Source organism: Qipengyuania sp. MTN3-11 (genome assembly GCF_042851825.1).
Taxonomy (GTDB): domain Bacteria; phylum Pseudomonadota; class Alphaproteobacteria; order Sphingomonadales; family Sphingomonadaceae; genus Qipengyuania.
In genome coordinates this window covers 1,459,709-1,484,722 of sequence record NZ_BTGM01000001.1, presented here as the reverse complement: position 1 = coordinate 1,484,722, position 25,014 = coordinate 1,459,709, and the positions used below count along the sequence as shown (strand labels likewise).

Annotated in this window: 24 protein-coding genes; 9 read left to right on the top strand and 15 right to left on the bottom strand. The window is 64.8% G+C overall.

What is annotated here, in order from left to right:
* Positions 1-953: diguanylate cyclase domain-containing protein (locus ACGHN1_RS07170; RefSeq protein WP_390549691.1), on the bottom strand; the 953-nt coding region annotated here is incomplete at its 3' end.
* Positions 954-1,120: 167 nt separating this feature from the next.
* On the opposite strand from ACGHN1_RS07170, the gene ACGHN1_RS07165 reads away from it, so the two are divergent.
* From ACGHN1_RS07165 to ACGHN1_RS07150, 4 genes are all read left to right on the top strand, one after another.
* The gene (locus ACGHN1_RS07165; RefSeq protein WP_390549689.1) at positions 1,121-2,431 is read left to right on the top strand and encodes an FAD-dependent oxidoreductase; all 1,311 of its coding nucleotides are present in this window, start codon (positions 1,121-1,123) and stop codon (positions 2,429-2,431) included.
* A 74-nt stretch (positions 2,432-2,505) separates the two neighbouring features.
* Positions 2,506-4,194, top strand: a complete 1,689-nt coding sequence (locus ACGHN1_RS07160; protein ID WP_390549687.1) for a PHA/PHB synthase family protein — start codon at positions 2,506-2,508, stop codon at positions 4,192-4,194.
* A 19-nt stretch (positions 4,195-4,213) separates the two neighbouring features.
* Entirely contained in the window at positions 4,214-5,074 is an 861-nt protein-coding gene (locus ACGHN1_RS07155) for an alpha/beta fold hydrolase (protein WP_390549685.1), read from the top strand.
* 81 nt (positions 5,075-5,155) lie between these two features.
* A complete protein-coding gene (locus ACGHN1_RS07150; RefSeq protein WP_390549683.1) occupies positions 5,156-6,130 on the top strand; it encodes an acyltransferase family protein in 975 nt (324 codons plus the stop codon).
* On the opposite strand, the gene dnaN is transcribed toward ACGHN1_RS07150, so the two are convergent.
* The 4 genes from dnaN to ACGHN1_RS07130 all read right to left on the bottom strand — a co-directional run bounded on the left by dnaN (position 6,131) and on the right by ACGHN1_RS07130 (position 9,956).
* The gene (gene dnaN, locus ACGHN1_RS07145) at positions 6,131-7,258 is read right to left on the bottom strand and encodes a DNA polymerase III subunit beta (protein ID WP_390549681.1); all 1,128 of its coding nucleotides are present in this window, start codon (positions 7,256-7,258) and stop codon (positions 6,131-6,133) included.
* 152 nt (positions 7,259-7,410) lie between these two features.
* Complete coding sequence (gene fabG / locus ACGHN1_RS07140) at positions 7,411-8,163, bottom strand: 3-oxoacyl-[acyl-carrier-protein] reductase (protein ID WP_390549679.1); 753 nt, start codon at positions 8,161-8,163, stop codon at positions 7,411-7,413.
* Entirely contained in the window at positions 8,163-9,101 is a 939-nt protein-coding gene (gene fabD / locus ACGHN1_RS07135; RefSeq protein WP_390549677.1) for an ACP S-malonyltransferase, read from the bottom strand. The genes fabG and fabD overlap by 1 nt, the downstream gene beginning before the upstream one ends.
* Before the next feature lie 27 nt (positions 9,102-9,128).
* On the bottom strand, positions 9,129-9,956 hold the full coding sequence (locus ACGHN1_RS07130; protein WP_390549675.1) for an LD-carboxypeptidase: 828 nt from the start codon (positions 9,954-9,956) through the stop codon (positions 9,129-9,131).
* Positions 9,957-10,009: 53 nt separating this feature from the next.
* On the opposite strand from ACGHN1_RS07130, the gene ACGHN1_RS07125 reads away from it, so the two are divergent.
* Positions 10,010-11,437 (top strand): glutamate ligase domain-containing protein, encoded by a 1,428-nt coding sequence (locus tag ACGHN1_RS07125; RefSeq protein WP_390549673.1) that lies wholly within the window; start codon positions 10,010-10,012, stop codon positions 11,435-11,437.
* Between the two features lies 1 nt (position 11,438).
* Here the strand turns inward: ACGHN1_RS07125 and ACGHN1_RS07120 are convergent, their stop codons facing one another.
* Both ACGHN1_RS07120 and ACGHN1_RS07115 read right to left on the bottom strand, forming a co-directional pair.
* Entirely contained in the window at positions 11,439-12,902 is a 1,464-nt protein-coding gene (locus tag ACGHN1_RS07120; RefSeq protein WP_390549671.1) for a diguanylate cyclase, read from the bottom strand.
* 121 nt (positions 12,903-13,023) lie between these two features.
* A complete protein-coding gene (locus ACGHN1_RS07115) occupies positions 13,024-13,968 on the bottom strand; it encodes a DUF808 domain-containing protein (RefSeq protein ID WP_390549669.1) in 945 nt (314 codons plus the stop codon).
* Between the two features lie 200 nt (positions 13,969-14,168).
* Here ACGHN1_RS07115 and rpsF point away from each other — a divergent pair, with 200 nt between their 5' ends.
* The 4 genes from rpsF (at position 14,169) to ACGHN1_RS07095 (ending at position 17,032) form a co-directional block, all read left to right on the top strand.
* Positions 14,169-14,534 carry a 30S ribosomal protein S6 gene (rpsF, locus tag ACGHN1_RS07110; protein WP_390549667.1) on the top strand — a complete coding sequence of 122 codons (366 nt, stop codon included), beginning with the start codon at positions 14,169-14,171 and terminating at the stop codon, positions 14,532-14,534.
* On the top strand, positions 14,534-14,758 hold the full coding sequence (gene rpsR / locus ACGHN1_RS07105) for a 30S ribosomal protein S18 (protein WP_390549665.1): 225 nt from the start codon (positions 14,534-14,536) through the stop codon (positions 14,756-14,758). The genes rpsF and rpsR overlap by 1 nt, the downstream gene beginning before the upstream one ends.
* 13 nt (positions 14,759-14,771) lie before the next feature.
* Positions 14,772-15,467, top strand: coding sequence for a 50S ribosomal protein L9 (gene rplI, locus ACGHN1_RS07100; protein WP_390549663.1), 696 nt, complete (start codon positions 14,772-14,774; stop codon positions 15,465-15,467).
* A gap of 80 nt (positions 15,468-15,547) precedes the next feature.
* Positions 15,548-17,032 carry an AMP nucleosidase gene (locus ACGHN1_RS07095; RefSeq protein WP_390549661.1) on the top strand — a complete coding sequence of 495 codons (1,485 nt, stop codon included), beginning with the start codon at positions 15,548-15,550 and terminating at the stop codon, positions 17,030-17,032.
* Positions 17,033-17,082: 50 nt separating this feature from the next.
* Here the strand turns inward: ACGHN1_RS07095 and rimK are convergent, their stop codons facing one another.
* The 8 genes from rimK to ACGHN1_RS07055 form a co-directional block, all read right to left on the bottom strand.
* Positions 17,083-17,988: a 30S ribosomal protein S6--L-glutamate ligase gene (gene rimK / locus ACGHN1_RS07090; protein ID WP_390549659.1), complete on the bottom strand. Its 906-nt coding sequence runs from the start codon at positions 17,986-17,988 to the stop codon at positions 17,083-17,085.
* Positions 17,989-18,015: 27 nt separating this feature from the next.
* A complete protein-coding gene (locus tag ACGHN1_RS07085) occupies positions 18,016-18,480 on the bottom strand; it encodes an ATP-dependent zinc protease (RefSeq protein ID WP_390549657.1) in 465 nt (154 codons plus the stop codon).
* Positions 18,477-19,427: a YncE family protein gene (locus ACGHN1_RS07080; RefSeq protein ID WP_390549655.1), complete on the bottom strand. Its 951-nt coding sequence runs from the start codon at positions 19,425-19,427 to the stop codon at positions 18,477-18,479. The genes ACGHN1_RS07085 and ACGHN1_RS07080 overlap by 4 nt, the downstream gene beginning before the upstream one ends.
* Positions 19,428-19,595: 168 nt before the next feature.
* Positions 19,596-20,354: an alpha/beta fold hydrolase gene (locus ACGHN1_RS07075; RefSeq protein ID WP_390549653.1), complete on the bottom strand. Its 759-nt coding sequence runs from the start codon at positions 20,352-20,354 to the stop codon at positions 19,596-19,598.
* Positions 20,351-20,998: a 2-hydroxychromene-2-carboxylate isomerase gene (locus tag ACGHN1_RS07070; RefSeq protein WP_390549651.1), complete on the bottom strand. Its 648-nt coding sequence runs from the start codon at positions 20,996-20,998 to the stop codon at positions 20,351-20,353. Before ACGHN1_RS07070 ends, ACGHN1_RS07075 begins: the two co-directional genes overlap by 4 nt.
* A 19-nt stretch (positions 20,999-21,017) precedes the next feature.
* Complete coding sequence (locus ACGHN1_RS07065; RefSeq protein WP_390549649.1) at positions 21,018-21,617, bottom strand: hypothetical protein; 600 nt, start codon at positions 21,615-21,617, stop codon at positions 21,018-21,020.
* 5 nt (positions 21,618-21,622) lie between these two features.
* Positions 21,623-22,648: an aspartate-semialdehyde dehydrogenase gene (locus ACGHN1_RS07060; protein WP_390549647.1), complete on the bottom strand. Its 1,026-nt coding sequence runs from the start codon at positions 22,646-22,648 to the stop codon at positions 21,623-21,625.
* 55 nt (positions 22,649-22,703) lie between these two features.
* Positions 22,704-24,941, bottom strand: coding sequence for a DPP IV N-terminal domain-containing protein (locus tag ACGHN1_RS07055; RefSeq protein ID WP_390549645.1), 2,238 nt, complete (start codon positions 24,939-24,941; stop codon positions 22,704-22,706).
* Positions 24,942-25,014: the final 73 nt, after the last annotated feature.

Here is a 25,014-nt window from a genome sequence, read left to right as displayed (position 1 = left end):
CTCGAATAAAACCGGTAGGTTCCCCTGCCCCCGCCCTTGGCAGCATAAAGTGCAAGATCGGCTGCCTTGACCAACTCTGTGGCATCGAGCCCGTCGTAAGGCGCGATCGCTATCCCCAGCGAGGTCCCGATGATCGCTCGCGAGCCCTGAAGGGAATAGGGCTGGGAAATGAACTGGATCAGTCGCTGACCGAGTTCGCCGAGCGCACCCCGATCGTCGATATCGGGTAAGATGATCTGAAATTCGTCCCCTCCCGGCCTTCCGACCGTGCCCTGGGTGTCGACGATGCGCGTAAGGCGGTCCGCTACTTGCTTGAGCAGTTCGTCGCCCGCCGGATGACCCAGCGTGTCGTTGACCTGCTTGAAGCGGTCGAGATCGACCATCATCAAGGCGCAGGAACGCTTGGAGTTTCGATAGGCGTTGAGCGTGTTGGTCAGAAGATTGTCTATCCGATGACGGTTAGCCAAGCCCGTCAGTGAATCGAATTGAGCAAGTCGTTCGGCGCTTCGCTGCTTTTCGCGCGATTCCGTGATGTCTTTCGCGCTGCCCCGATAGCCGATGAAGTTTCCATTCTTGTCGCGCTGGGGTTTTCCGGCGATCTCCCACCAGATCTCTCTGCTTGGATCGCTGATCCTTACGGCGAGTTGCGAAATCGTGTTGCGGGCGTTCAGCAAAAAATTGAGGGGGCGCTCGGATTTGTCCTCCGCTTCCTCGATGACGAAGAGATCGGTCAGGCTCTTGCCGATGGTGAATTGGGCATCCCATTTGAATTTGGCATTCGCATTGGGCGAGAGGTAGGTGATGCGGCCCTCGTCGTCGGTCGCCCAGAACCATCCAAGCCCGGCGGTTTCGAAACTGTCCAAGAGCTCGAGGCGCTGCGCGGTGTCGGACTGCTCGCCCGACGGCGTCCGCCAACCCCGCGCTCCCGATGTGCTGCGCGAAAAGAAACTCATCGCCTTTTCTCGAACTCCGCCGTCAGAACCTTCATCGACCCTGGACGGCCGACTTGAAGGGCGAACTAGGCAAAAATGCTTGAAAAAGGGCTAACCATGCCTTTCCCGTGTTCGCGATCGCTTGCCTCGCCCGGCCGACCGGGTCATTCTGCTGGCGAGGAGAGGCTATGCGCCACATCGCGATTATCGGTTCGGGCCCGGCGGGCTATTACACCGCCGAAGCCGCGCAGAAGAAATGGGGAGAGGAGGTCCGGGTCGACATCTTCGATCGGCTCCCGGTCCCTTTCGGACTGATCCGCACCGGGGTCGCGCCCGATCATCAGTCCATCAAGGGTGTCTCGCGCCGTTACGAGAAGACCGCAAGCGGCGACAACGTCCGATTCGTCGGCAATGTCTGCGTGGGCAGCGACGTGGCCATCGGCGAGTTGCAGCAGCTTTACGATGCCGTGGTGCTCGCAACGGGCGCACCGAACGACCGCGTGCTGGGGTTCGAGGGAGAGGATCTCGCCAACGTCTTCGGTAGCGCGGCATTCGTCGGCTGGTACAACGGCCACCCGCAATTCGCCAGGCTCGATCCCGACCTCTCGGGCCGCCACGCGGTCGTAATCGGCATGGGCAATGTCGCGCTCGATGTGGCGCGCATTCTGTCGAAGACTCAGGGCGAGTTCGCAGGTTCGGACATCGTGCTCCATGCGCTCGACGCGCTCGAGGAAAGCAATCTGGAAACGATCACGATCCTCGGGCGCCGCGGACCGCACCAGATCATGATGACGCCGAAGGAACTGGGCGAGCTGATGCAGCTCGAGCGCGCCAGCCCCCACGTCGATCCGGAGGTCCTGCCACCCTTGGAGGACGACGCCCTGCTCGAACCCGGTCTGCGCAAATCGGTCACGCTCCTGCGCGACTTCGCCGCCATTCCGCAGAGCATCCACGGCGAGAAGAGCATCGCCATCGATTTCGCGTTCTTTGCCAGCCCGGTTCGCCTTTTGGGCGACGATGGCAAGGTCACCGCCGTCGAGGTCGAACGAACCGAAGTCAAGGCGGGACGCGCGGTGGGGACGGGAGAGTTCACCCGACTGCCTGCCGATCTGGTCGTCACCTGCATCGGCTATCGCACCTCGCCGATCGAAGGCGTCCCCTATGACGAGCGGGCCGGCAAGTTCGCCAATGACGAGGGACGCATCCTGCCCGGGCTCTACTGCGTCGGATGGGCGCGCCGGGGGCCTTCCGGCACGATCGGGACCAATCGGCCTGATGGCTTCGCCATCGTCGACCTGATCGATGACGACATCGGCAGCGGGAACCGCAAGCGCGGTCGCGAGGGCTTCGACGAACTCGCGCGCGACCGTGGACTCGACATAGTGACCTTCCGCGATTGGCAGGAAATCGAGAAGGCCGAGATTGCCGCCGCCCGGGATGGATCGCCGCGCGAGAAATTCGTAGATGTCGAAAGCATGATCGCGGCGCGCGGAGGCTGATCGGCGCGCTTGCGCCCGGGTCGTCGCCGGCGCATGACCGTTCGCACAAAAATAATAAATGTGAGAGGCTGCCGATGACCAAGCTCGAAGACGAAGCTGCCCAGCATACGAATGCGCTCGGTCCGCTCGTGGGCCTGACGCGCGAGGACATCTTCGGTGCCGTGGCGGTGATGCTGCGCGAAAGCGCGTCCGATCCGCAACGCATGGCGAGACACGGTCAGGCGCTGGGGATGGACATGGTCCGGATCATGACCGGCAAGAGCGAGATCGCCCCGCATCCCAAGGACAAGCGCTTCCAGGACCCGGCCTGGCAGTACAATCCCTTCATGCGCGCGGGTATGCAGTATTACCTCGCGGTCCAGAAGGGCACGCAGCAATGGATCGAGGAGCTGGAACTCGACGAACTGGAGAAGGATCGCGCGCGCTTCGTCTCCAACATGATCGTCGATGCCCTCGCCCCGACCAACACTTTCGCGGGCAATCCCTCGGCACAGAAGATGGCGATCACAAGCGGTGGGCTGTCGCTTTTGAAGGGCCTCAAGAACGCCTATGACGACATGGTCCACAACAAGGGCATGGTCAGCCAGGTCGACAAGAAGCCGTTCAAGCTGGGCGAGAACGTGGCGACCAGCCCGGGTTCGGTGGTCTTGCGAACCGAGATGATGGAACTGATCCAGTATGCGCCCACGACCGACGAGGTCTACGAGGTGCCGCAGCTGACCATCCCGCCGCAGATCAACAAGATGTACATCAACGACCTCAGCCCCGAAAAATCGGTGGTCAAATACCAGGTCGACAACGGCATCCAGACCTTCGTCATCAGTTGGAAGAACCCGAGCAAGGACCAGGGCGTTTGGGACATGTCCGCTTACGTCCGCTCCTGCCGCGAGGCGATGGAGGCGGTGGCAAATATTACCGGCGCGAAGAAGGTCAATGTATCCGCGGGTTGTTCGGGCGGGCAGACCGCCGCGATGCTGGCGAGCAAATTGGCGGCGGACGGGGACGACCTGCTCGGCGCGCTGACGCTGATGGTCTGCGTGCTCCATCCCAAGCAGAACGACATCGAGGCCGGATCGCTGATCTCCGACAACGGACTTCATCTCGCGCGCCGACGTGCGGAGAAAAAGGGCGTGATCAAGGGCGACGATTTGGCACGCGGTTTCGCCTGGTTGCGGCCCAACGATCTGGTGTGGAACTACGTGATCAACAATTACCTGCTGGGGCAGGACCCGCCGGCCTTCGACGTGCTGTTCTGGAATGCCGACGCGACCAATCTCTCCGCCAGCCTGATGGGCGATTTCCTGACGATCTACGAGACGCTGGCCTTCACCAAACAGGGCGAGGTCGAGATGGTTGACCACAGGATCGACCTCTCAAAGGTCACCAGCGACCTGTTCATCCTCGGCGGCGTGACCGACCACATCACGCCGTGGAAGGCGACCTATCGCTCGACCCGGCTGTTCGGGTCGGAGGACGTCACCTACGTGCTCTCGCATTCGGGCCATATGCAGGCGATCCTCAACCCGCCGGGCAATCCCAAGGCGAAATACTATCTGCCCAAGGATCGCGGCGCGCAGCTGCCGGGCACCGCCGACGAATGGCTCAAAACCACCGAGGAAGTGGCCGGAAGCTGGTGGCCGTTCTGGATGGAATGGGTCCAGGCGCGCTCGGGCGAGCGGAAGGCCTCGTCCAAGAAGCTGGGGAACGCCAAGTACAAGCCACTTGACCCGGCCCCCGGTCTCTACGTCATGGAACCGTGTTGAAACCGATCAAGGGCCGCGGATGACCGCCTCCAAAGTTGAAAAGATGACCGCCACCGTGGAAATGGTGGAGGCAGGAGGCCGCAAACTGCGCGTAGCTCACTGGCGGCTCGGCGAGCGCTCCGATCATCCCCCGATCCTGTTCTTCAACGGCATCGGCGCCAATATCGAGGCGGTCGCCCCCTTGGCAGAGAAGCTGTCAGAGCGCGGGTTCGTGATGTTCGACATGCCGGGCACGGGCGAGAGTCCGGATCCGAGCGTGCCGTACAACCCCTTCACCATGGCCTGGACCGCGACGAAGGTTCTCGATCATCTCGCGATCGACACGGTCGACGTTATGGGGGTCAGCTGGGGCGGCGCCATTGCGCAGCATTTCGCTCTCCAGCACCCCAAGCGCACTCGCCGGCTCGTCCTCGCGGCGACAACGGCCGGGATGCTGATGGTTCCCGGCAAGCTCTCCGCGCTCACGAAGATGGCCGATCCGCGCCGCTACATCGATCCCGAATACATGAACGAACATTTCATGACGCTCTACGGCGGAATGACGAAACGCCCAGGCAGCAAAGCGCAGCATATCGGCAGGCTCAAACCCCCGTCGCCCCGCGGCTATCTTTATCAACTCATCGCCATGCTCGGCTGGACCAGCCTGCCCGCCCTGCCCTTCATGGACAAGGAAGTGCTGATCATGATGGGCGGCGAGGACAGTATCGTCCCGGTCGTCAACGGCCGCATCCTTGCCGCCGCCATTCGCAATTCGCGGCTGGAGGTATTCGAAGACGGCGGCCACCTGTTCCTCCTCACCCACGCTGACGAAAGCGTCGCCGTGCTACGCGAATTCCTCGACGCGCCCGACAGCCCCTCCGAACAACGCCGTGCGGCCTGATCGCTTCGAAACAACCGCGGCAAGGCGACAGGACGCGAACGGAATAAGCGGCTCTTAACTCTCCCGCGATAGGGCGGCGGGATGGACGCGCCCCGCACCCCGCAGCGGTTTCATTCGGTGGATGCCTTGCGCGGTATCGCCGCGATCGCGGTCATGCTCTATCACGCTGGCCCGGCATCGCCGCTGCCGATGCCCGGCGGCTATCTCGCGGTCGATCTCTTCTTCGCCCTGTCGGGCTTCGTAATTGCCGCGAACTACGCCGGCAGGCTCGATCACGGCATGGGTTTTCGCGAATTCATGTGGCTGCGCGTAGCCCGGCTCTGGCCGATGCTGGCACTGGGCGCCTTACTGGGTATCGTGCTCCACGCCGGGCATGCGGGAATGCTCTTCCTGCTTCCCCAGCCCAAGTCCGCGACAATGCTGTTTCCTGCCAATCCGCCGCTCTGGTCGCTGCTCTTCGAGATGATCGCCTATGCCACCTTTGCTGCGATCTGGCGGCGGGGCGGGTTGAAGGCCATTTGTGCCATCACCGCTGTTAGCGGAACGGCACTGCTGTTCCTGGCCGGTTCCGCGCATCCGCTCGAAGGTTTCGGTGCGGAATGGCCGGCGGTGTTTTCCGGCTTCGCCAGACTGGGCTTCGCCTTCGGAGCGGGCGTTCTGATCTGCAAATGGCAGGCCGAGCGGTTTGTTGTTCGCTCGAGCACGATGGGGTGGCTGATCCCTATCGCCTTTCTCGCAGCTGCCGCGCTGTTACCGACCTCGAATGCCGCGGGCGTGGCATTCATCCTGGTGGGGGTTCCCGCCTTCGTCTTCACCACAATCCGGTTCGACATCGGGCGCAGCGCGACGGGAAAGGCGCTGGGGGCGCTCTCCTACCCGCTATACTGCATTCACGTGCCGCTGATCGCCACCGCATCCGGTTCGGGAGCGGAGGTCATGATGCTGGCCATGCTCCCGGCCCTGGCGCTGTGGCTCGACGGGCATTTGGATAAACCGGCCCGCGCGGCGCTCCGGCGGATTCTCCCGAGCGAAAGCGCGCGCCTTTCGCCCGCCTGACTAGACCCGCATCGGCATCAGGACATAGAGCGCAGGCGAGTTCTCGTCCTTGCGGATCAGGGTGGGCGCACCTGCGTCGGCAAGGTGCAATTCCACCGTATCGCTGTCGATCTGGCTGAGGATATCCTTCAGATAGCCGGCGTTGAAACCGATCTCGAAGCCGTCAGCGCCATATTCGGCCGGCAGTTCCTCGGCCGCCGTGCCGTTGTCCGGGCTGGTCACGGTGAGGATCACCTTGTCCTTCTCCAGACCCATCTTGACCGCGCGGGTCTTCTCGGTGGCGATGGTTGCGACGCGATCGACACCTTGGAAGAAGCTCTTCGGATCGAGCTTCAGCAGCTTGTCGTTCCCGGTCGGGATGACCCGGCTGTAATCGGGAAAGGTTCCGTCGATCAGCTTGCTGGTGAGCACCACCCCGCCCTCGCCGCCCAGCGTGAAGCGGATCTTGCTGGCGGAAAGATCGATCTGGACATTGCCGTCCATCGTCTCTTCCAGCAGCTTGCGCAATTCGGCGACGGCTTTGCGCGGCACGATCACATCGGGCATGCCTTCGGCTCCCTCCGGCCGCGCCAAGGTGAAGCGGGCCAGCCGATGGCCGTCGGTGGCAGCGGCCTTCAGCACCGGCTGGTCCTCGTCCGAGACATGGAGGAAGATGCCGTTGAGATAGTAGCGCGTCTCCTCGGTCGAGATCGCGAAGCGCGTACGGTCGATCAGCTCGGCAAGGGTCTTTGCCGGCAGCTCGAAGCTGGTCGGCAGATCGCCCTCGACGATCACCGGGAAATCGTCGCGCGGCAGGGTCGGCAGCTTGAACCGACTGCGTCCGGCCTTGACCTCCATCCGGTTCTCGGCGGTCTCGAGGCTGACCTGGCTGCCGTCGGGAAGCTTGCGGGCGATGTCGAACAGGAGATGCGCCGACACCGTCACCGCGCCGGGATCGTCGACATTCGCCGCGCTCATGTGTTCGACCACTTGCAGGTCTAGATCGGTCGCCATGACCTTGAGATCGCCGTCCCCGCTGGCCTCGATCAGCACGTTGGAGAGGATGGGGATCGTGTTGCGACGTTCCACGACCGACTGCACGTGGCTGAGACAGCGGAGCAGCGTCGCGCGTTCGATGGTGGCCTTCATGGTCCTGTTTGTCCCTCTGATCCGTCTCTGGGGCGCATAAAGGGCCGGAATCGCCCCACCAGCGCCGGAATTTCGCCCGACCTTAGCGCGAGGGCCATGACGGGCAAGGCCAGGCCCCTATGCTCGCGGATTCCTTGGGGATAACCGCGCGATCAGCCGAGCATCGCCATCCCGCCGTTCACATGCAAGGTCTGCCCGGTGACGTAGGCCGCCTCGTCGCTGGCGAGGAAGGCGACAGCGGCGCCGATCTCCGCACCCTCCCCCATGCGACCCATGGGAATACGTGCGTCGATCGCCTGCTTCTGCTTGTCGTCGAGCTTCTCGGTCATGGCGGTGCGGATGAAACCGGGCGCGACGCAGTTGACCGTGACGTTGCGGCTGGCCAGTTCCTGCGCCAGACTCTTGCTCATGCCGGTCAGTCCGGCCTTGGCTGCGGTGTAGTTCATCTGCCCCGGATTGCCGGTGGCGCCGACGACGCTGGTGATCGAGACGATCCGTCCGCCCCGTGCCTTCATCATCGGCCGGGCCGCGGCGCGCATGAGGCGAAAGCTGGCTTCGAGATTGATGCGGATCACCTCGTCCCACTCATCGTCCTTCATCCGCAGGGCGAGATTGTCCCGCGTGATGCCGGCGTTGTTGACGAGGATGTCCATCCCGCCGAGCGTGTCGAGCGTCGCTGGGACCAATTCCTCGACCTGTTCGCGGTTCGAAAGATCGCAGGTGATCTCGACATGGTCATGCCCGAACTCGTCGTTGAGCTCGTCGCGGAAGGCGCGCAGTTTCGACGGGTTGGAACCAGACAGCGCGAGCCGCGCCCCCTGTTTCGCCAGCGCGCGGGCGATCGAGGACCCGATCCCGCCGCTCGCCCCGGTAACCAGCGCGCTCTTGCCTTCGAGGCTGAACATCAGGCGTTCTCCTTGGCGAATGTCTCGAGGTCTTCCATCGTCACCAGGCTGGCGGTTTGCGCCTCGCCGTCGATCCGGCCGACCATGGGGGCGAGCACCTTGCCGCCGATCTCGACGAACCGCTCCGCGCCATCTTCGCGCATCGCCATCACGCTCTCGCGCCAGCGGACGCGCCCTGTGATCTGATCGACGAGCAGATCGAGCTCTTCCGCCGCATCGGTGACTTTTGCCGCCGTTACATTGGCGAACAACGGCACCGCGGGCGCCGATGTCCGCGCGTCATCGAGAGCACGCTTCATGCGCAACGCGGCCGGCTGCATCAGCGAGCAGTGGAAAGGCGCCGAAACCGGCAGCTTGATGCCACGCTTGATCCCGTGATCCTTAGCCATTCCGACGGCCCGGTCGATCGCTTCCATATGGCCGGAAATCACCACCTGGGTCGGATCGTTGTCGTTGGCGACCTCGCACACCTGGCCCTCGGCCGCGGCCTCAGCCAGCGCGCTGGCCTTCTCGAGATCGGCCCCCAGCAGCGCGGCCATGGCGCCGACACCGATGGGGACGGCGTCCTGCATGGCGATCCCGCGCAGCCGAAGCAGCTTGGCCGTCTGGGTCAGGTCGAACATGCCGGCGCCGCACAGCGCGCTGTATTCTCCCAGCGAATGTCCCGCGACACAGCCGGCGCTGTCGGCCAGCGCCATGCCGAAATCCTTTTCCAGCACCCGCAGCGTCGCGACCGAATTCGCCATGATAGCCGGCTGGGCGTTGCTGGTCAGCGTGAGCTCGCTTTCCGGCCCTTCCCACATCAATTGCGACAGCTTCTGATTCAGCGCGTCGTCGATCTCGTCGAAAACGTCCCGCGCGTGCCGGCTCGCTTCGGCGAGTTCGCGGCCCATGCCGACCTTCTGGCTTCCCTGTCCCGGGAAGATGTACGCATCCATGTATGTCTCCTCTTTCGAGGCAGGCGGTTAGGGGGCGGCGCCTCGCGCGGCAAGGCCGAAGGGGACGATCTTGTTGTCCGCATCGTGGCCGATGTCGGCGCGGCCGAGATATTCTATCCCGCTTCGCGCGCACCATTCGCGGGCGATCGCGACCTCGTCGGTGCCGAACGGCCGATCGTTCTCGGGGACAGCGCTGACCCGCCCCAGCCGCAACCCGGCAATCCCGCGTGTGTGCTGGGTGATGTGGAAGAACAGGCGGTCGACGGCGTAGAGATGCTCGGCGACTTCCTCCACCATCACAACATGCCCGGCGAGGTCGGGGGCGAACTCGGTGCCCACCAGCATGGCCAGCGTGGTGAGATTGAACGCAGCGGCGGGGCGTTCGTCGAGATGCGGTTCCAGCCCGCGGGTTTCCCCGGCCAGCCAGTCCAGCGCGCGCGCGATCGCCGCCTCGCCGCCGTCGCGCTTTATGTCCCCCGCCAGGGGCCCGTGCGCGACCCGGCCGAAGCCCTCGCGGTACATGGCCCCCAGCAGCGTCCCAGTATCGGAATAGCCGAGATAGCGCTTTGCTCGGGCGTGAACGTTCGCGCCGTCGATGAAGCCTCGGGCGATGCGGTTGGAGCCATAGCCGCCCATCGCGAACCACACCGCGTCGAAGCCGGGGTCGTTGGCGCATTCGAGCAGGGCCGACAGGCGCGTGGCATCGTCGCCGGCGAAATGCCCCTCTTCCAGGAAGCATTGCTCGTGGAAATGGAGCTCGATGTCGCTCCGTCCGCTCGCCAGCGAGAGGACGGCTTCGGCCCTCTCGCGCCGCATCCGCTTGCCCGGCGCACAGATCGCTATCTTCCTCGGCACGGCCAGACGCTAGACCGCTTGCAGGCACCGGCACAACTCAATACCGCGCCGCCATGAGCGAGTTTCCCACACCCGAGGCGCTGTTCGAACGGCCGTTCTTCTTCGTCGGAATCGGCGGATCGGGCATGCTGCCGCTGGCGCAGATCCTCCGAGGGCGCGGAGCACGGGTGGCGGGCTCGGATCGGAGTTTCGACCAGGGGCGAACGCCCGAGAAGTTCGCGGCGATGGAGCGGCAGGGGTTCGAACTGCACCCGCAGGACGGCAGCGGGATCGTTTCGGCCGATCAGGTGGTCGTCGCCTCCGCCGCGATCGAGGACAGCGTCCCCGAGATCGCGCGCGCGAACGAGCTGGAATGCCTGCGGATGACGCGGGCGGAACTCAATTCAATCCTTTTCAACACCAGCGGTGCCGGAATCGGGATCGCGGGGACGAGCGGAAAATCGACGGTTACCGCCATGCTCGGCTGTATCCTCCATCGCACCGGCCGCGAGCCGACGATCATGAACGGCGCAGTGATGAAGAACTTCGTCACGCCGGACAGCCCGCTGGCGAGCGCGGTGGTCGGCGGGCGCAGCCTCTACGTCAGCGAGGTCGACGAGAGCGACGGCTCGATCGCTCTCTACCGCCCGGCGGTTGGCCTGCTCCTCAACGTTTCTCTCGATCACAAGAGCATGGAGGAATTGCGGCAGTTGTTCGGCGATTTCCTCGCCCGCAGCCGGATCGCGGTCATCAATGCCGACGATGCCGAAGCGCTGGCGCTGTTGCCGCGAGCACATGAGGCGATCACTTTCGGGATCGAGCAGGAGCTGGCGCAGATCGGCGTCGTTCCAGGCAGCGTTGCAGAAGGGCCATTGCGCCAGGCGGCGACCGTCATCGATCGCCACGATGCGAGCGAGCATGCGCTGCGACTGAATATGCCGGGTCGGCACAACCTCGCCAATGCGCTCGCGGCGATCGCCGGGGCGGCAGCGGCGGGCATTCCTGTCGCGGCGTCGGTCGAGGCGCTGGCCGGCTTCGAGGGCATTGCACGGCGCTTCGATATCGTCGGGACGAACCACGCCGCCATCACCGTGATCGACGACTTCGGACACAATCCCGAGAAGTGCGCCGCCACCCTGCGGACGCTCAAGGCGCATCCAGGGCGCGTCCTCGCCTTCTTTCAGCCGCACGGGTACGGGCCCTTACGCCAGATGGGTACCGAACTCGCCGAAACCTTTGCCCGCGAACTCGACGCGGAGGACATCGCGATACTTTGCGATCCGGTCTATTTCGGCGGCACGGCAGACCGCAGCGAAGGCAGCGAGCGGATCGTCCGGTTGATCGAGGAAGTCGGGGGCCAGGCCGAATACATTCCCACCCGCAAGCATGTCGGCGACCGCCTGCTCTCGCTCGCGCGGCCGGGAGACCGGATCGTGGTGATGGGAGCGCGCGACGATACGCTCAGCCTGTTCGCGCGGAACCTGTTCGAACAGCTCGGCTGAGCTAGGCGCCTTCCGGCAGCGAGGGAGCGTTTCGCGCCCGCGTATCATCGCCTGTTTCGACCTCGGCGATCGCGATCCGGTTCCGTCCTTCCTGCTTCGCCCGGTAGAGCGCGCCGTCGGCGGTGGCGATCGCCTCGCGGATCGGTTGTCCGGTCCCAACCACCCCGCCGAGACTGATTGTGATAGGCGGCAAAGCACCCGAACCGCCGCTGCCGGAGTGTTCTGCGATCGCCGCGCGCAGGTCCTCGGCAATGGTCTCGAGTTCGGCGCGATCCTCGATCCGCGCCATGATCGCGAATTCTTCGCCCCCCAGGCGATAGACCCGCGCATGCGGCCGATCGGCCATTGCCTCGCGCAGCAGCGTTGCCGCATGACACAGCACAGCGTCCCCCGTCTGGTGTCCGTGGGCATCGTTGATCTGCTTGAAGCGGTCGAGATCGCCCAGAAGCAGGCCTTTGCCGGGGCGCAGTCGGGAAAGCTGATCGAAGGCCCTGCGGTTCAGCAGGCCTGTCAGGCCGTCGGTATTGGCCATCCGGCCCAGCATGACCGCTTTGTCCCGCGCCCGGTCGCGCTGGCTGCGCAGGTTGAGGACCCGATCGCCTACCCCGGCGGAGGTGCCCAGCGCGAGGATCACCAGCGCCGCATAAAGGACGTCGTCCAATGGGAAGGTCCCGGCAATCGCACCCGTCCGGACCATCGGGGCGAGGAGAGCGGTGACGGCCATTCCCGAGAAGCCGATTGCCAGATAAGTCGCGGCGCGACTGTGCCGTGCCAATCCCGTTGCCACCAGGGCAAGGGCAGCCACGGCGACGGCGAACAGGCTGGAAAAATACCACACCGCGAAGTTTTGCCGGATCGGCCAGACACCGAACAGTCCGAGCAGATTCACCAGGAGCACGGTACCGGTGGTCGCCAGCACGGTTCGCGCCAGCCAGCGTGGTATGATGCGATCTTCGATCGAACCGAGCGCGAAGGCCATGGCCGCCGTGACGGTCGCGCTGAGGCTCGCGATCGCGAAATGCCAACGGGCCTGGGACGAAAGTTGGGGGTACAGGAGATTGATCAGCCCCGAACTCGTCAGAACGAAGGCAAGCATCGCGGCGATCATCGCCAGGTGCCAAAGCATGAATCGCGCCCGCAGCACGCGATAGAACAGCATGTCGTAAATAAGCGGTACGATCAGCAGGCCGCAAATAAGGGCATAGACCAGTGCCCGGAGGTCGGTTTGCCGGGTCGATCCGCCCTCGCTGGCCGGCAGCGGTTGCCGCGTGTCGGGGAACGCTTCGGATCGCTCCGGCCCCTCGATACAATGCGGCGGCGGAGCGAGGGAAAAACCGGCTTCGACCCGGGCCGTGTCACCGTTGCAGATCTGCGTGCCCGCTTCGGCCGCGCGCGCGCCGGCAGCCCCCGCCAAGACGAGAACCACGGCGACCACGATCACATGCACGAGGCGGAGGAACCCCACGCGCTCTCCTGTCTGGCGTATAGGCGGACGGTTAACCGTCTCGGAAGATGCTAGGAAAAGTGGGCGTGCGCCAGCTTAAGCCGCACTCCGTGCCGATACGGGACTGGGCTTGCGCAACCGGTTAATGATGATCGGTACCGATCTTCAGCACCCGGTGGAGGGTCACCGCGATGACGGCGCCCAACGCCAGTCCGGCGAGCGCCGAAAGTCCGGCATAGGTTGCCCATCCCAGTATGCCCGACAGTCCGCCGGTCGCTCCCTCGACGGCATGTTGCGCGGCGTGCGCCCAGTCCGAAGGGCCGTGCATTCCGAGTTCGTGCAGGCCGTGGAGGATAATTCCACCGCCAACCCACAGCATGGCGATCGTGCCGACGAACGACAGGACTTTCAGCAGCCAAGGCATCGCACGCAGCAGAAACCGTCCGGTCGATCGCGCGATCTGCGAGGATTTGTCGTCAAGATGCAGCCCGATGTCGTCGATCTTCACGATCACCGCGACCGCCCCGTATACGAACAAGGTCACGGCGATACCGACGACGGCGAGCACACCCGCCCTCGTTACGAAGCTCTCGTCGGCGACTTCGTTCAGCGTGATTGCCATGATCTCTGCCGAAAGGATGAGATCGGTGCGGATCGCGCCCGATACTCGCTTGGCCTCGAAGGCGGCCGGATCCTCGATCGGGTCGTCGAGCGTCTTGCCGTGCTTGGCGCCACCCAGCTTCTCCACGACCTTCTCGGCGCCTTCGTAGGAAAGGTAGGCACCGCCCGCCATCAGGATGAAGATGATCGCCTGCGGCAGCAGCCAGCTCAGGAGCAGCGCGCCCGGGAGGAGGAGGAGCAGCTTGTTCTTGAGACTGCCGAGGGTGATCTTGCCGATGATCGGCAGCTCGCGCGAGGGGTCGAGCCCGGTGACGTAGGAAGGCGTTACCGCCGCATCGTCGATCACCACGCCCGCCGTCTTGGAACCCGCACGGCTCGCGGCGATGCCGATATCATCGACCGAGGCGGCGGCGGTCCGCGCGATCGCTGCCACATCGTCGAGCAGCGCGACCAGACCACCGGGCATCTCGTTCTCCTGATTTCGGTTTATCGTGCAACCCGCCCCTGCCGTGCCCGTTCCCTGCGCTCAAGTCTTGCATTGCAGGCCATTGCCGCTATGTGCGCGCCTTCTCCGTTGCCGCAACGGGGATGCGAAGAAAGCCGGAGGGGCTGCCCGCGATCCGCGTGGGACGAGCCAGCGATCGGCAGTGTTGAAAGGACCAAGGCATGGCTCTCTACGAGCATGTATTCTTGGCGCGCCAGGATCTGAGCCAGTCTCAGGTCGACAGCCTGGCCGCCACCGCGACCGAAATCGTCGAAGCGAACGAAGGCAAGGTCACCAAGACCGAGACCTGGGGCCTCAAGTCGCTCGCGTACAAGATCGACCGCAACCGCAAGGCGCATTTCGTGCTGCTCAACATCGACGGACCGGGCACGGTCGTCGAGGAGCTCGAGCGCCAGACCCGTATCAACGAAGACGTCATCCGCTACATGACCATTCGCGTCGACGAGCACGAGGACGGCCCCAGCGCGATGATGCGCAAGACCGAGCGCGACAAGAAGCGCCGTTCGGACCGTGAGGAGCGCGACTGATGGCCCGCCCGTTTTTCCGCCGCCGCAAGTCCTGCCCCTTCCAGGGCAAGGATGCACCCACGATCGACTACAAGGACGTTCGCCTGCTGCAGGGCTTCCTGTCCGAGCGTGGCAAGATCGTCCCCAGCCGCATCACCGCCGTTTCCGCCAAGAAGCAGCGCGAACTCGCCAAGGCGATCAAGCGCGCACGCCACATCGGCCTGCTTCCCTACGTCGTGAAGTAAGAGGAGAAGAGACATGGATATCATCCTCCTCGAAAGGATCGGCAATCTCGGCTCGATCGGAGACGTCGTCTCCGTGAAGGACGGTTATGCCCGCAACTTCCTGCTGCCGCAGAAGAAGGCGCTGCGCGCCAACGCTGCCAACAAGAAGGTCTTCGAAGCCAATCGCGAGCGCCTCGAAAAGGAAAATGCCGAGCGTCGCGGCGAGGCCGAGACGGCCGGCGGCAAGATCGACGGCGTCGAGATCGTGCTGATCCGCGCTTCGTCCAACGCCGGCCAGCTCTACGGCTCGGTCAATGTGCGCGACGTCGTCGCCGGCCTGGCCGACAAGGGCCACGAGATCGACAAGAAGCAGGTGGTGATGGGCAGCCCCATCAAGACCATCGGCATGCACGACGTCACCATCGCCCTCCATCCGGAGGTCCATGTGACGGTCAAGGCCAACGTCGCCCGTTCCGATGACGAGGCCGAACTGCAGAGCCAGGGCGTCGACGTTCTCGCGCAGATGTTCGAAGACGAGCAGCGCGAGATCGAGGAAGCGGCCTCGGCAAACCGCGTCGATCCCAATCTCGAGCCCGGTGAAATTCCCGCCGACATGCTCGAAGACGGGGTGAGCACCGAAGAGGGCACCACCACGACCGAAGCCAAGATCGAGGCGACCGCGCCCGACACCAGCTCGGAAGAGGTCGAGGCAAAGTCAGACGAAGCCTGACCCTCGCCGATCTTCGCACAGAGGGCGCGGCGGCTTCGGCTCCCGCGCCCTTTTTGTAACCGCGACACAGGCGTGCCACAATGGCGCGCGAACGGAACCGAACCCAAAGAGAAAAGACGGCAGCCATGGATTCGATCGACACAATCCTCGACCGGGTGGAAAAGATTTACGACGCGGCGGTCGAGCGTCTGCGCGAGGATGTGATCGCCTTCGGCCGCGATCGCACCCTGCCCCCGCCCGAACGCCGCAAGGACGGGTCCTACACCTATCCCGAACTGCGCCTGCGGTTTCGCGGCGGCGACCAGCCCGAGGATCGCAGCCGCGCCTTCGGACGCCTCAACGCGCCGGGTCTCTATACCACCACCGTTACCCGTCCCCCGCTGTTCCGCGACTATCTCGCTGAGCAGCTCGAGCTGATTTCCTCCAACTACGAGATCGAGGTCGAGGTCGGTTCGTCGGAACAGGAAATTCCCTTCCCCTACGTCCTCGACGGCGATGCCGGGGCGCAGATGGCAGGCGTCGATCCCAACGAGATCGCGCGCTATTTCCCCTCCACCGAACTCGCGGACATCGGCGACGAACTCGCCGACGGGATCGAGCTCGACAATCCCGAGGCGCCGATCCCGCTGTCGCTGTTCGACGGGCTGCGCACCGATTTCAGCCTCGCCCGCCTGGCCCATTACACGGGCACCCGGCCCGAGGATTTCCAGCGCTTCATCCTGTTCACCAACTATCACCGCTATGTCGATGAATTCGTCGATTGGGCGGGCGCGCGGATCGGGACGGACGGCTGCTCGCATCTCGCCGGCGCGGGCGGCCTCAAGATCACCGAGCGGACCGCCGCCGCCCGCGACCAGCTGTCGGACACCGCCTGGCGGCGGCACCAGATGCCCGCCTACCACCTCGTCGGCGAGGGGCGCGGCGGAATCACGCTGGTCAACATCGGCGTCGGCCCGTCCAATGCCAAGACGATCTGCGACCACCTCGCGGTGCTGCGGCCCGAGGCCTGGCTGATGATCGGCCATTGCGGCGGCCTCAGACCAAGCCAGAAGATCGGCGATTACGTCCTCGCCCATGCCTATCTGCGCGACGACCACGTCCTCGACCCGGTACTGCCACCCGAAATCCCGCTTCCCGCCATCGCCGAGGTGCAGCAGGCGCTTGCCGGTGCGGCCGAGGAGGTTTCGGGCGAGCACGGCAGCGACCTCAAGCGGCGGATGCGCACGGGCACAGTCGTCACCACCGACGACCGCAACTGGGAACTGCGATACACCAGCTCGGCTCGCCGGATGAGCCTCAGCCGCGCGGTCGGGGTCGACATGGAAAGCGCCACCATCGCCGGACAGGGCTACCGCTTCCGCGTACCCTACGGCACTCTGCTATGCGTATCCGACAAGCCGCTGCACGGTGAGATCAAGCTGCCGGGCCAGGCCAACAAGTTCTACGAGGAAGCCATCGCCGCGCATCTGCAGATCGGCGTGACCGCGTGCCGCCGCCTGCGCGAGGAAGGGCCTAGGCTGCACTCGCGCAAATTGCGCGCGTTCAACGAGCCGCCGTTCCGGTAATCGAAAAGCAAGGCCCGCTCAAACGAGCGATGTCTTAGCGGACGGGGCGGTCAACCCTTGCCCTTGGTTTTCGTCCTGCCCGATTTGGCGTGGGCGGCGATGAACTCGATGATCTGTCCGGCGATGTCCTTGCCCGTTGCCGCCTCGATGCCTTCCAGCCCGGGCGAGGAATTGACCTCCATGATGACCGGGCCGTGGTTGCTGCGCAGCATGTCGACGCCGCACACGTTCAGGCCCATGCGCTTGGCGGCACGCACCGCGGTGCTGCGTTCCTCCGGCGTGATCTTGATGAGCTGCGCGCTGCCGCCGCGGTGGAGGTTGCTACGGAAGTCGTCCGGCGCGCCAGTGCGCTTCATCGCGGCGACGACCTTGCCGCCAATCACCAGCGCGCGGATGTCGGTACCGCCGGCTTCCTTTATAAATTCCTGGACCAGGATGTTGACGTTGGCGCCACGGAACGCCTCGATCACGGACTTTGCCGACGACATCGTTTCGGCGAGGACGACGCCGATACCCTGCGTACCCTCAAGAAGCTTGATCACCACCGGCGGGCCGTTGACCGCCTTGATGATCTCCTCCGCCTGCCGCGGATCGTTGGCATAGGCGGTGAGCGGCAGGCCCAGTCCGTGTTTGGCGAGGATCTGCATCGAACGGAGCTTGTCGCGGCTGCGGCCGATGGCGATGCTTTCGTTCAGGGGCCAGACGCCTTGCATCTCGAACTGGCGGAGCACCGCGAGGCCGTAATTGGTGATCGAGGCGCCGATGCGCGGGATCACCGCCTCGTATCCGGCCAGTCTCTCGCCGTTGTAGGTCAGCGTGGGCCGATGACTGGCGATGTTGACCGTGCAACGCGTGGTGTTGAGGATGTCGAGCGTATGCCCGCGCGCCTCAGCCGCTTCCACCAGGCGCCGGTGCGAATAAAGGCCGGCGTTGCGCGCCAGCATGGCGATCTTCATGAGCCAGCACTCCTTATGGCCGGGAAATCAGGGCCTGTGCCCTTCCACCGGCTTGCGGCCGGGGGACTGGAGCCAGCTGTGCCCCGAGTCGACGACGAACCGCCTTCTAAGCGAGGAGCGACCGATCAGCATGGGAAATCGCATATCGGACCGATCGGCGAGACTGATTTCGGCGCGGAATTCGACCTCGCCTATCCGGAGAGGTGTTTTCACGATCCGCCTGCGCTGGGTCTTGCCGTTCGAGCTGGTGATGCCGCGCCAGTCGATATGCACCGCCTCGCACACCTGGCGGACATGCTGCTGCGGGAAATCGACGGCGAAGCGGACGAATTGCTCGCCGTCGCGTTCGAATTCCTCGAGCACGGTTGCGTGCAGCGAGGATGTGCGCGCGCCGGTGTCGATCTTCGCCGGAATTCCGTGCAGGCCGAGCTCGGGCAGATGGACCAGCTCGCGCCAGCCCACCACCGGCATTGGCTCTCTCGCCTTCTTCAATCGACGATCGCCATGCCGTCGCCGCCGCCGGTGCCCGGAAGCCGCCGCAGCACCGTTCCGCTGGCGAAATCGACCTCGGCAATGGTCTCGGCCACCGTTTCGGCGACGTAGATTCGCTCGCCATCGGGCGACCAGAGAATGGTGACCTGCATCCGCTCCTGCGCGCCCTCCGGGCTCGAAACGGCGATCTTGCGGGCCACCGACATGTGGGAAAGGTCGATGACCGTCAGTCCGCCGTCGGCCAGATCGGAGGTGACGGCGAAATCGCCCTGCGGCCGGACCGCGATCCGCAGCGGGAAGTCGCCCACCTTCAGCGTCCGGCGCACCTCCATGGTCTGCGGCGCGATGGCATAGACCTCGTCCGAACCGCGCGCGGAAACGTAGAGCGTTTCGCCATCGGGGGCGAGCGCGATGCCCTCGGGCTCCACGCCTACCTCGACCGACAGCGGCGCGCGGCGGGTGAGAAGATCCACCCGCGTCACGGTCTTCGAGCCGAGGTCGGTCGTCCAGGCATGGCGCGCATCGGGCGCGACCACCAGCATGTGTGTGCCTTGCTGGCCGGTCCCGTATTCGAAGGTCTCCGCCGCGCCCAGCGGGTCCTTGATCCAGAAGATCGACTGGCGCCCCTCGGCGGTCGCGAAGAGATCGCCGTTCGCGTGCCAGACGATGCCGTGCGGCCGGGCGTTCTCGCCGAGCTCGACCGACTTGACCTTTTCCAGCCCCCCGGTGCGAAAGATGTCCACGGTCGTCCCGCCGTAGCAGGCCAGCGCTACGTACCGGTCGTCGGGGGAGGTCGCGAGTTCGTGCGGGTTGGCGCAGCTGTCGACCCGCGCGGTCTCCCGCCCGGTCGCGAGGTCGATCCGGGCGAGCGTGTTGGCGAACTTGCCAGCGACGAACAATGCGCCATCGCTCGGCTCGCCATCGGCGGCCCGGGGGGCGTCGGCCACGGGCGCACAGGCGGCAAGGGCAAGGCCCAAGAGAACCGGAGCCGCCCTCACCAGCCCTGCCCTTTGCCAACGTTACCGAGCGATGCGCGGAACAGGTTCATGGTTTGGGTCCTCTCGAATACAGTCCGGAATGCCGGCCCGTGCGATTGCACCCGTCCCAGGACTTAATCAAGCGGGTGGCTTGCCCAGCCAGTCGGCGATCGCCTGCCCGAGATCGGGTTTGGTCACGCTGCCCATGTGCGTTCCCGGAACCTCGACGAAATCGGCGTATGGCAGCATCCGGGCCAATTCCTCGGCGGAACCGTTGTCGCGATCCTCGTCGCCGCAGACGACCAGCGTCGGCATGGTGGCGCGGGAAAGTTTCGCCAGGTCGAGATCGGGCATGGTATCGAGCAGCATCCGGGCCGCGACCCGGTCGATGCCCTGCGATTTGAGGAATTGCATCGAGAAATAGGCCGGATCGCCGCGCGGGATGGCATCGAATTCGTCGATCACCCTCCGGAAATGGGCGGCGCGCTTCTGCCATTCGCCGAGCCCGGCCGTGCCCATCCCGCCGACCACCAGCCGTGCCGGTTCGAGAACGCCATGCCCAACCCCATGCAGAACGGTCCTGGCCCCGAGCGAGAAGCCGCCGAGGTCATACACTTCGAGTTCCAGATACGCGACCAGCGCAGCGACATCGCGGACCAGCACATTCTCGGGATATTTCGTCGGATCGTGCGGGGCCTCGCTTTCGCCGTGAACGCGAAAATCGAGCATCAGGACTTCGTAGCCCTTCGCCGCGATCGCCGCGTGGTGGCCCCATTTGATCCAGTTCATCTGCGCGCTGGAAAAGAGGCCGTGGAGCAGCACGAAGGGCCGCCCCTCGCCATGGCGATGCAGCGCGAGTTCGGTGCCGTCGAAGCTGGCGAAACGCTCGGTCCTCATCGCTTTTGCATCCCCCGCTGCTCCATACGCCACTTCACCATCTCGATTCGGTCCTGCCCGAAGAACGGCTCGCCCTCGAACACCAGGGTCGGTACGCCCCAGTGCCCTGCCGCCTCGAGCGCCTGCTGGTTGGCGGCAATCTCGGCGTCGAGCGCTTCCTTATCGGCTTCGACTTCCTTTTCCAGCGTTGCGAAATCGAGAGCCGCTCGCCCCGTGGCCTTCGCCAAATGGTTGCCCTCGTTCCATCCCTCCTGGCCGCCCCAGATCAGCATCCCGGCCTCATGCGCGAAGGCGAGGCCGCGTCCGCGCCGCGCCGCCGCCTGTCCCAGCCTGGTTACGCGCCGGATATGCGGCTGATCCTTGGCGATCTTGCGGGTGGCGACGTCCTGCACGATCGGATCGGGACGAGGCGGGCCGAAGGGAATGGAGTTGAACTGCGCCACGCGCATCATGTCGCGCATGGTGTAGCCGAGCCAGTTGGGATGGTTGCGCTCGAAGAAATCCGGCTGGCGGATGGCCAGCGGCCAGACCGGACGCAGCGCGATGTCGAGATCGTATTCCTCCGCCATCGCGCGATACCTGCCCACCGCCAGGTAGCTGTAGGGCGAGCGGAAGCTGAAATAGAGATCGGCGGTCAGCGTCATCGCCGCCTTGTCGCGCGGTTCAGCGGAAGAAGCAATTCGTCCCCGTATAGAGCGAGGTGACAGTGCCCTCTTCGTCCACGAAGCCGCCGATCTCGCCGCCATCCGCCGCGGCATAGCTAAATTCGCCAACCAGCATGCTGTCTTCTACCATATTGGCGGAACGTTCGTTTTCGATATCGGCGAAGCTGGTCGTGCCCGGCTTCACGCCATCCGCGGTGGTCAGTTCGCCGCCGGCCTCGAGATACCAACCGACAAGCCGGCCGTCCTGGAAATTGAAGGTGAGCGGACCGTATTCGGTGAAGGACATCGGCCCTGCGCCGCATTCCTCATTGGTCGTGATGCCGGTCGGCTCGCCGAATTGCTGGCGGGCGATGCGTTCGACCGTTTCGCGCCGGATATCGAAGTCGATTTTCGAATTGGTGGTGCCCCCCGCCACGCGATAGGTGAACCCGGTGGAGGTGAGGACCATGTTGGCCTTCGACCCGATCGCCTCGTGCTCCGCGGTCGCTTGGCGGTCGACCTGTTCGGCCGGACGGTCCTCCACGGGCGCGGGCTCGCCCTTTTCGGCTCCGCAAGCGGCCAGTGGCATCAGCATGGCCGCGAAAAAAGCGGAGCGCATCGCGATCATCCCTTCTTGAGGCATTCGCGTCCGAGCAGCTCGGCGATCTGCACCGCATTCAGCGCGGCACCTTTTCGCAGATTGTCGCTGACGCACCACAGGACCAGACCGTTCTCCACCGTCGGGTCCTCGCGCACGCGGCTGATGTAAGTCGCGCTGTCACCGGCGGCCTCCACCGGCGTGATGTATCCCCCGTCCTCGCGCTTGTCGACGAGCATGATGCCCGGCGCCTCGCGCAGGATGTCCTGCGCCTGCTGTGCGGAAATCTCGTTCTCGAACTCGATGTTCACCGCTTCGGAATGGCCGACGAAGACCGGCACCCGCACGCAGGTGGCGCTGAGCTTGATCTTGGGGTCGAGGATCTTCTTCGTCTCGACCACCATCTTCCATTCCTCCTTGGTCGACCCGTCGTCGAGGAAGACGTCGATATGCGGAATGACGTTGAAGGCGATCTGCTTGGTGAACTTCACCGGTTCGGTCGGGTCGCCGACGAAGATGTTGCGGCTCTGCTCGAACAGCTCGTCCATTCCCGCCTTACCCGCGCCAGAGACCGACTGATAAGTGCTGACCACCACGCGCTTGATCGTCGCCGCATCGTGCAGCGGCTTGAGCGCCACGACCAGTTGCGCTGTCGAGCAGTTGGGGTTGGCGATTATGTTGCGCTTGGAATAATCGTGGATCGCCTCCGGATTCACTTCGGGCACGATCAGCGGAACGTCGGGCTCCATGCGATAGAGGGAGGAATTGTCGATCACCACGCAGCCCGCCTTGGCTGCCTTGGGCGCGTATTCCTTGGCCGGGCCGCTGCCGGCCGCGAACAGGGCGATATCCCAGCCGTTCCAGTCGAAATGCTCGATACTCTGGCATTTGAGCATCTTGCCGGTGTCGCCGAATTCCACCTCGGTCCCGTGCGAGCGTGATGACGCGACCGCGGCGATCTCGTCGCAGGGGAAGCCCCGCTCCGCCAGCACCATCATCACCTCGCGCCCGACATTCCCCGTCGCGCCGACCACGGCCACCCGATAACCCAAATCAGTTCTCCTAAATCGCCCGCGCGATGTAGCGAGCGCTCGCGCGATCGCAAGCTTACTCGGGCGATGTCACCCCGTGGCTCTCGAGGAAGCGGAACACCGTGTTATAGCGGTGGGGGCTGATCTGCTCGCCCGAGACGCGGTGGGTGTACCCGGGGTAGAGCATCATCTCGAACGGCGCATTGCCTTCCTGCAGGGCCGCGATCAGCTCGGTGGCGTTCTCGAAGACAACATTGTCGTCGGCCATGCCGTGGATCACCAGCAGAGGGTCGGTGATCTTGGTCGCGTCGGGGATCGCCGAGGCGGCACGGTAGGCCGCGGCATCGACGTTCGGATCGCCCATGTAGCGTTCGGTGTAGTGCGTGTCGTAGAGTTCCCAGCGGGTCACCGGCGCGCCGGCAATGCCCGCGGCATAGAGCCCCGGATCGGCCTGGAGCTGCTTGAGCGTCAGGTAGCCGCCGTAGGACCAGCCATCGATGGCTATCTTGTCCGGATCGACGAAGGGCAGCGTCTTGAGATATTCAGCCCCCGCCTTCTGGTCGCGCACCTCCACCCCGCCCATCGCCCGGTAGAGTGGCTGTTCGAAGCCGACGCCGCGATTGGCGCTGCCGCGGTTGTCGAGCTCGAACCAGATATAGCCCTTGTCGACAATGGCCTGCTCGAGCGGCGCGCTCCAGTCGCGCTGCACGGTCTGCGGGCCGGGACCGCCGTAGTGGTAGAAATAGACCGGATAGCGTTTGCCCGGCTCCATCTCCGGAGTGATCATCTTGTAGTGCAGCACGGTCCCATCCTCGGCGGCGATGGTGCCGAACTGCGGCATGCGGTGGCTCGCGAGGAAGGGGGCATAGGGATGGTCAGCGTCGAGCGCGTTGCGTTCGACCCACAATTGAGCATCCCCCATCGCATCGGCGAGGTAGGTCTGCGGCGGCTGGTCGGGCTTGGACCGGGTGACGAGCAGGTTCTGCCCCCGGCCGTCCATCGTCGCGGAATTGGCGAATTCGGCGTCGGTCAGCCGGGTGTATTCTCCCGGCCGGGCGATATCGACCGCATAGACCTGCTGCGCCAGCACGTCGTCCTTCGTCCCCTGGAAGAACACACGGCCTTGGCGTTGGTCGACGCCGGCCAGGCCGGTGACCACCCATTCGCCGCTGGTGAGCTGCGTCCAGGCTCCTTCGGCGTAGCGATAGAGGTGGCCGTAACCGTCGCGCTCGGACCACCAGATCAGCGAACCGTCGTCGAGCCAGCGGTAAATGTTGCCGAGGTTGATCCAGTAGTCGGGGACGGCGGCGTTCTCGGTAAAGACGATCTCGCTCGCCCCGGTGCGCGGATCGACCGCGAGCATGTCGAGCCGGGTCTGTTCGCGGTTCTGGCGCTGGACGTAGAGCGTGTCGCCATCGGGAGCCCAATCGACGCGGGCGAGATAGATGTCGGTCTCCTCGCCGAGATCGACCTCCACGCGCTCGCTCCCGTCCGGGTTCATCACGAACAGCTCGACCAGGGCATTGGGTGTGCCCGCCGCGGGATAGCGTTGATCGAACACCTGAGTGCCGGTCGCGCCGATCGCCGCGCGGGTGACCACGCCGACCCCGCTTTCGTCGAAGCGCTCGACCGCGATGCGGCTGTCGCCGGGTGCCCACCAATAGCCGGTGTCGCGGTCCATCTCTTCCTGCGCGACGAATTCCGCTTCGCCCCAGCGGATATCGGCCCCTTCTTGCGGGGTGATCGGCCGTGCATCCTGGCCGACGCGGCCGACCCACAACTGCCGGTCGCGGACGAAGGAGAGGTATTCGCCGGTCTCGCTCAGCGCGGGGTTGAGTTCGCTTGCCTCGGTGTCGGTGAGCCGAGTGACGACGGTTCCTTCCGGGCCGTCCAGCCGCGCCAGATAGAGATCGCCATCGAGAGGCACCAGGATCGCCTCGCCGTCGCTGGTCCACTGATAGGCGATGATGCCGGACAGATTGCCGACCCGTGCGCGTTCGCGCTGCATCTTCTCGTCTTCCGACAGCTCGCGGCCCGATCCGAGCTTTTCGCTGTCGACCAGCATCGTCCACTCGCCTGCCTCGCGGTCGTAACCCCACAGGTCGTACCGCTGGCGATCGTCCTCGCGGTTGCGCAGCAGGGTGAGCCAGCGTCCGTCGGGCGAGAGCTTGGCCTGCCGCGGTGCCGGCCCGTCGAGCGAGGGCGAGGCGAAGACTCGTTCGAAGGTCAGTTCGGGCGTCTGGCTCACCGCAGGTTCCTGCGCGGCGGCGGATGCGGAAAAAAGGATGCAGGCGGAAGCAAGGAAAATGCGCATGACAAAAGGTTCGTCCCCAAACGAAAAAGGCGCCCCGGCATAGACCGGAGCGCCCTTTTGGCAAAGCTGATCG

Coding starts and splice junctions, on each gene's coding strand:
- ACGHN1_RS07165 (WP_390549689.1), top strand. CDS start 1,121: ATGCGCCACATCGCGATTATCGGTTCGGGCCCGGCGGGCTATTACACC.
- ACGHN1_RS07160 (WP_390549687.1), top strand. CDS start 2,506: ATGACCAAGCTCGAAGACGAAGCTGCCCAGCATACGAATGCGCTCGGT.
- ACGHN1_RS07155 (WP_390549685.1), top strand. CDS start 4,214: ATGACCGCCTCCAAAGTTGAAAAGATGACCGCCACCGTGGAAATGGTG.
- ACGHN1_RS07150 (WP_390549683.1), top strand. CDS start 5,156: ATGGACGCGCCCCGCACCCCGCAGCGGTTTCATTCGGTGGATGCCTTG.
- dnaN (WP_390549681.1), bottom strand. CDS start 7,258: ATGAAGGCCACCATCGAACGCGCGACGCTGCTCCGCTGTCTCAGCCAC.
- fabG (WP_390549679.1), bottom strand. CDS start 8,163: ATGTTCAGCCTCGAAGGCAAGAGCGCGCTGGTTACCGGGGCGAGCGGC.
- fabD (WP_390549677.1), bottom strand. CDS start 9,101: ATGGATGCGTACATCTTCCCGGGACAGGGAAGCCAGAAGGTCGGCATG.
- ACGHN1_RS07125 (WP_390549673.1), top strand. CDS start 10,010: ATGAGCGAGTTTCCCACACCCGAGGCGCTGTTCGAACGGCCGTTCTTC.
- ACGHN1_RS07115 (WP_390549669.1), bottom strand. CDS start 13,968: ATGCCCGGTGGTCTGGTCGCGCTGCTCGACGATGTGGCAGCGATCGCG.
- rpsF (WP_390549667.1), top strand. CDS start 14,169: ATGGCTCTCTACGAGCATGTATTCTTGGCGCGCCAGGATCTGAGCCAG.
- rpsR (WP_390549665.1), top strand. CDS start 14,534: ATGGCCCGCCCGTTTTTCCGCCGCCGCAAGTCCTGCCCCTTCCAGGGC.
- rplI (WP_390549663.1), top strand. CDS start 14,772: ATGGATATCATCCTCCTCGAAAGGATCGGCAATCTCGGCTCGATCGGA.
- ACGHN1_RS07095 (WP_390549661.1), top strand. CDS start 15,548: ATGGCGCGCGAACGGAACCGAACCCAAAGAGAAAAGACGGCAGCCATG.
- rimK (WP_390549659.1), bottom strand. CDS start 17,988: ATGAAGATCGCCATGCTGGCGCGCAACGCCGGCCTTTATTCGCACCGG.
- ACGHN1_RS07075 (WP_390549653.1), bottom strand. CDS start 20,354: ATGAGGACCGAGCGTTTCGCCAGCTTCGACGGCACCGAACTCGCGCTG.
- ACGHN1_RS07070 (WP_390549651.1), bottom strand. CDS start 20,998: ATGACGCTGACCGCCGATCTCTATTTCAGCTTCCGCTCGCCCTACAGC.
- ACGHN1_RS07065 (WP_390549649.1), bottom strand. CDS start 21,617: ATGCGCTCCGCTTTTTTCGCGGCCATGCTGATGCCACTGGCCGCTTGC.
- ACGHN1_RS07055 (WP_390549645.1), bottom strand. CDS start 24,941: ATGCGCATTTTCCTTGCTTCCGCCTGCATCCTTTTTTCCGCATCCGCC.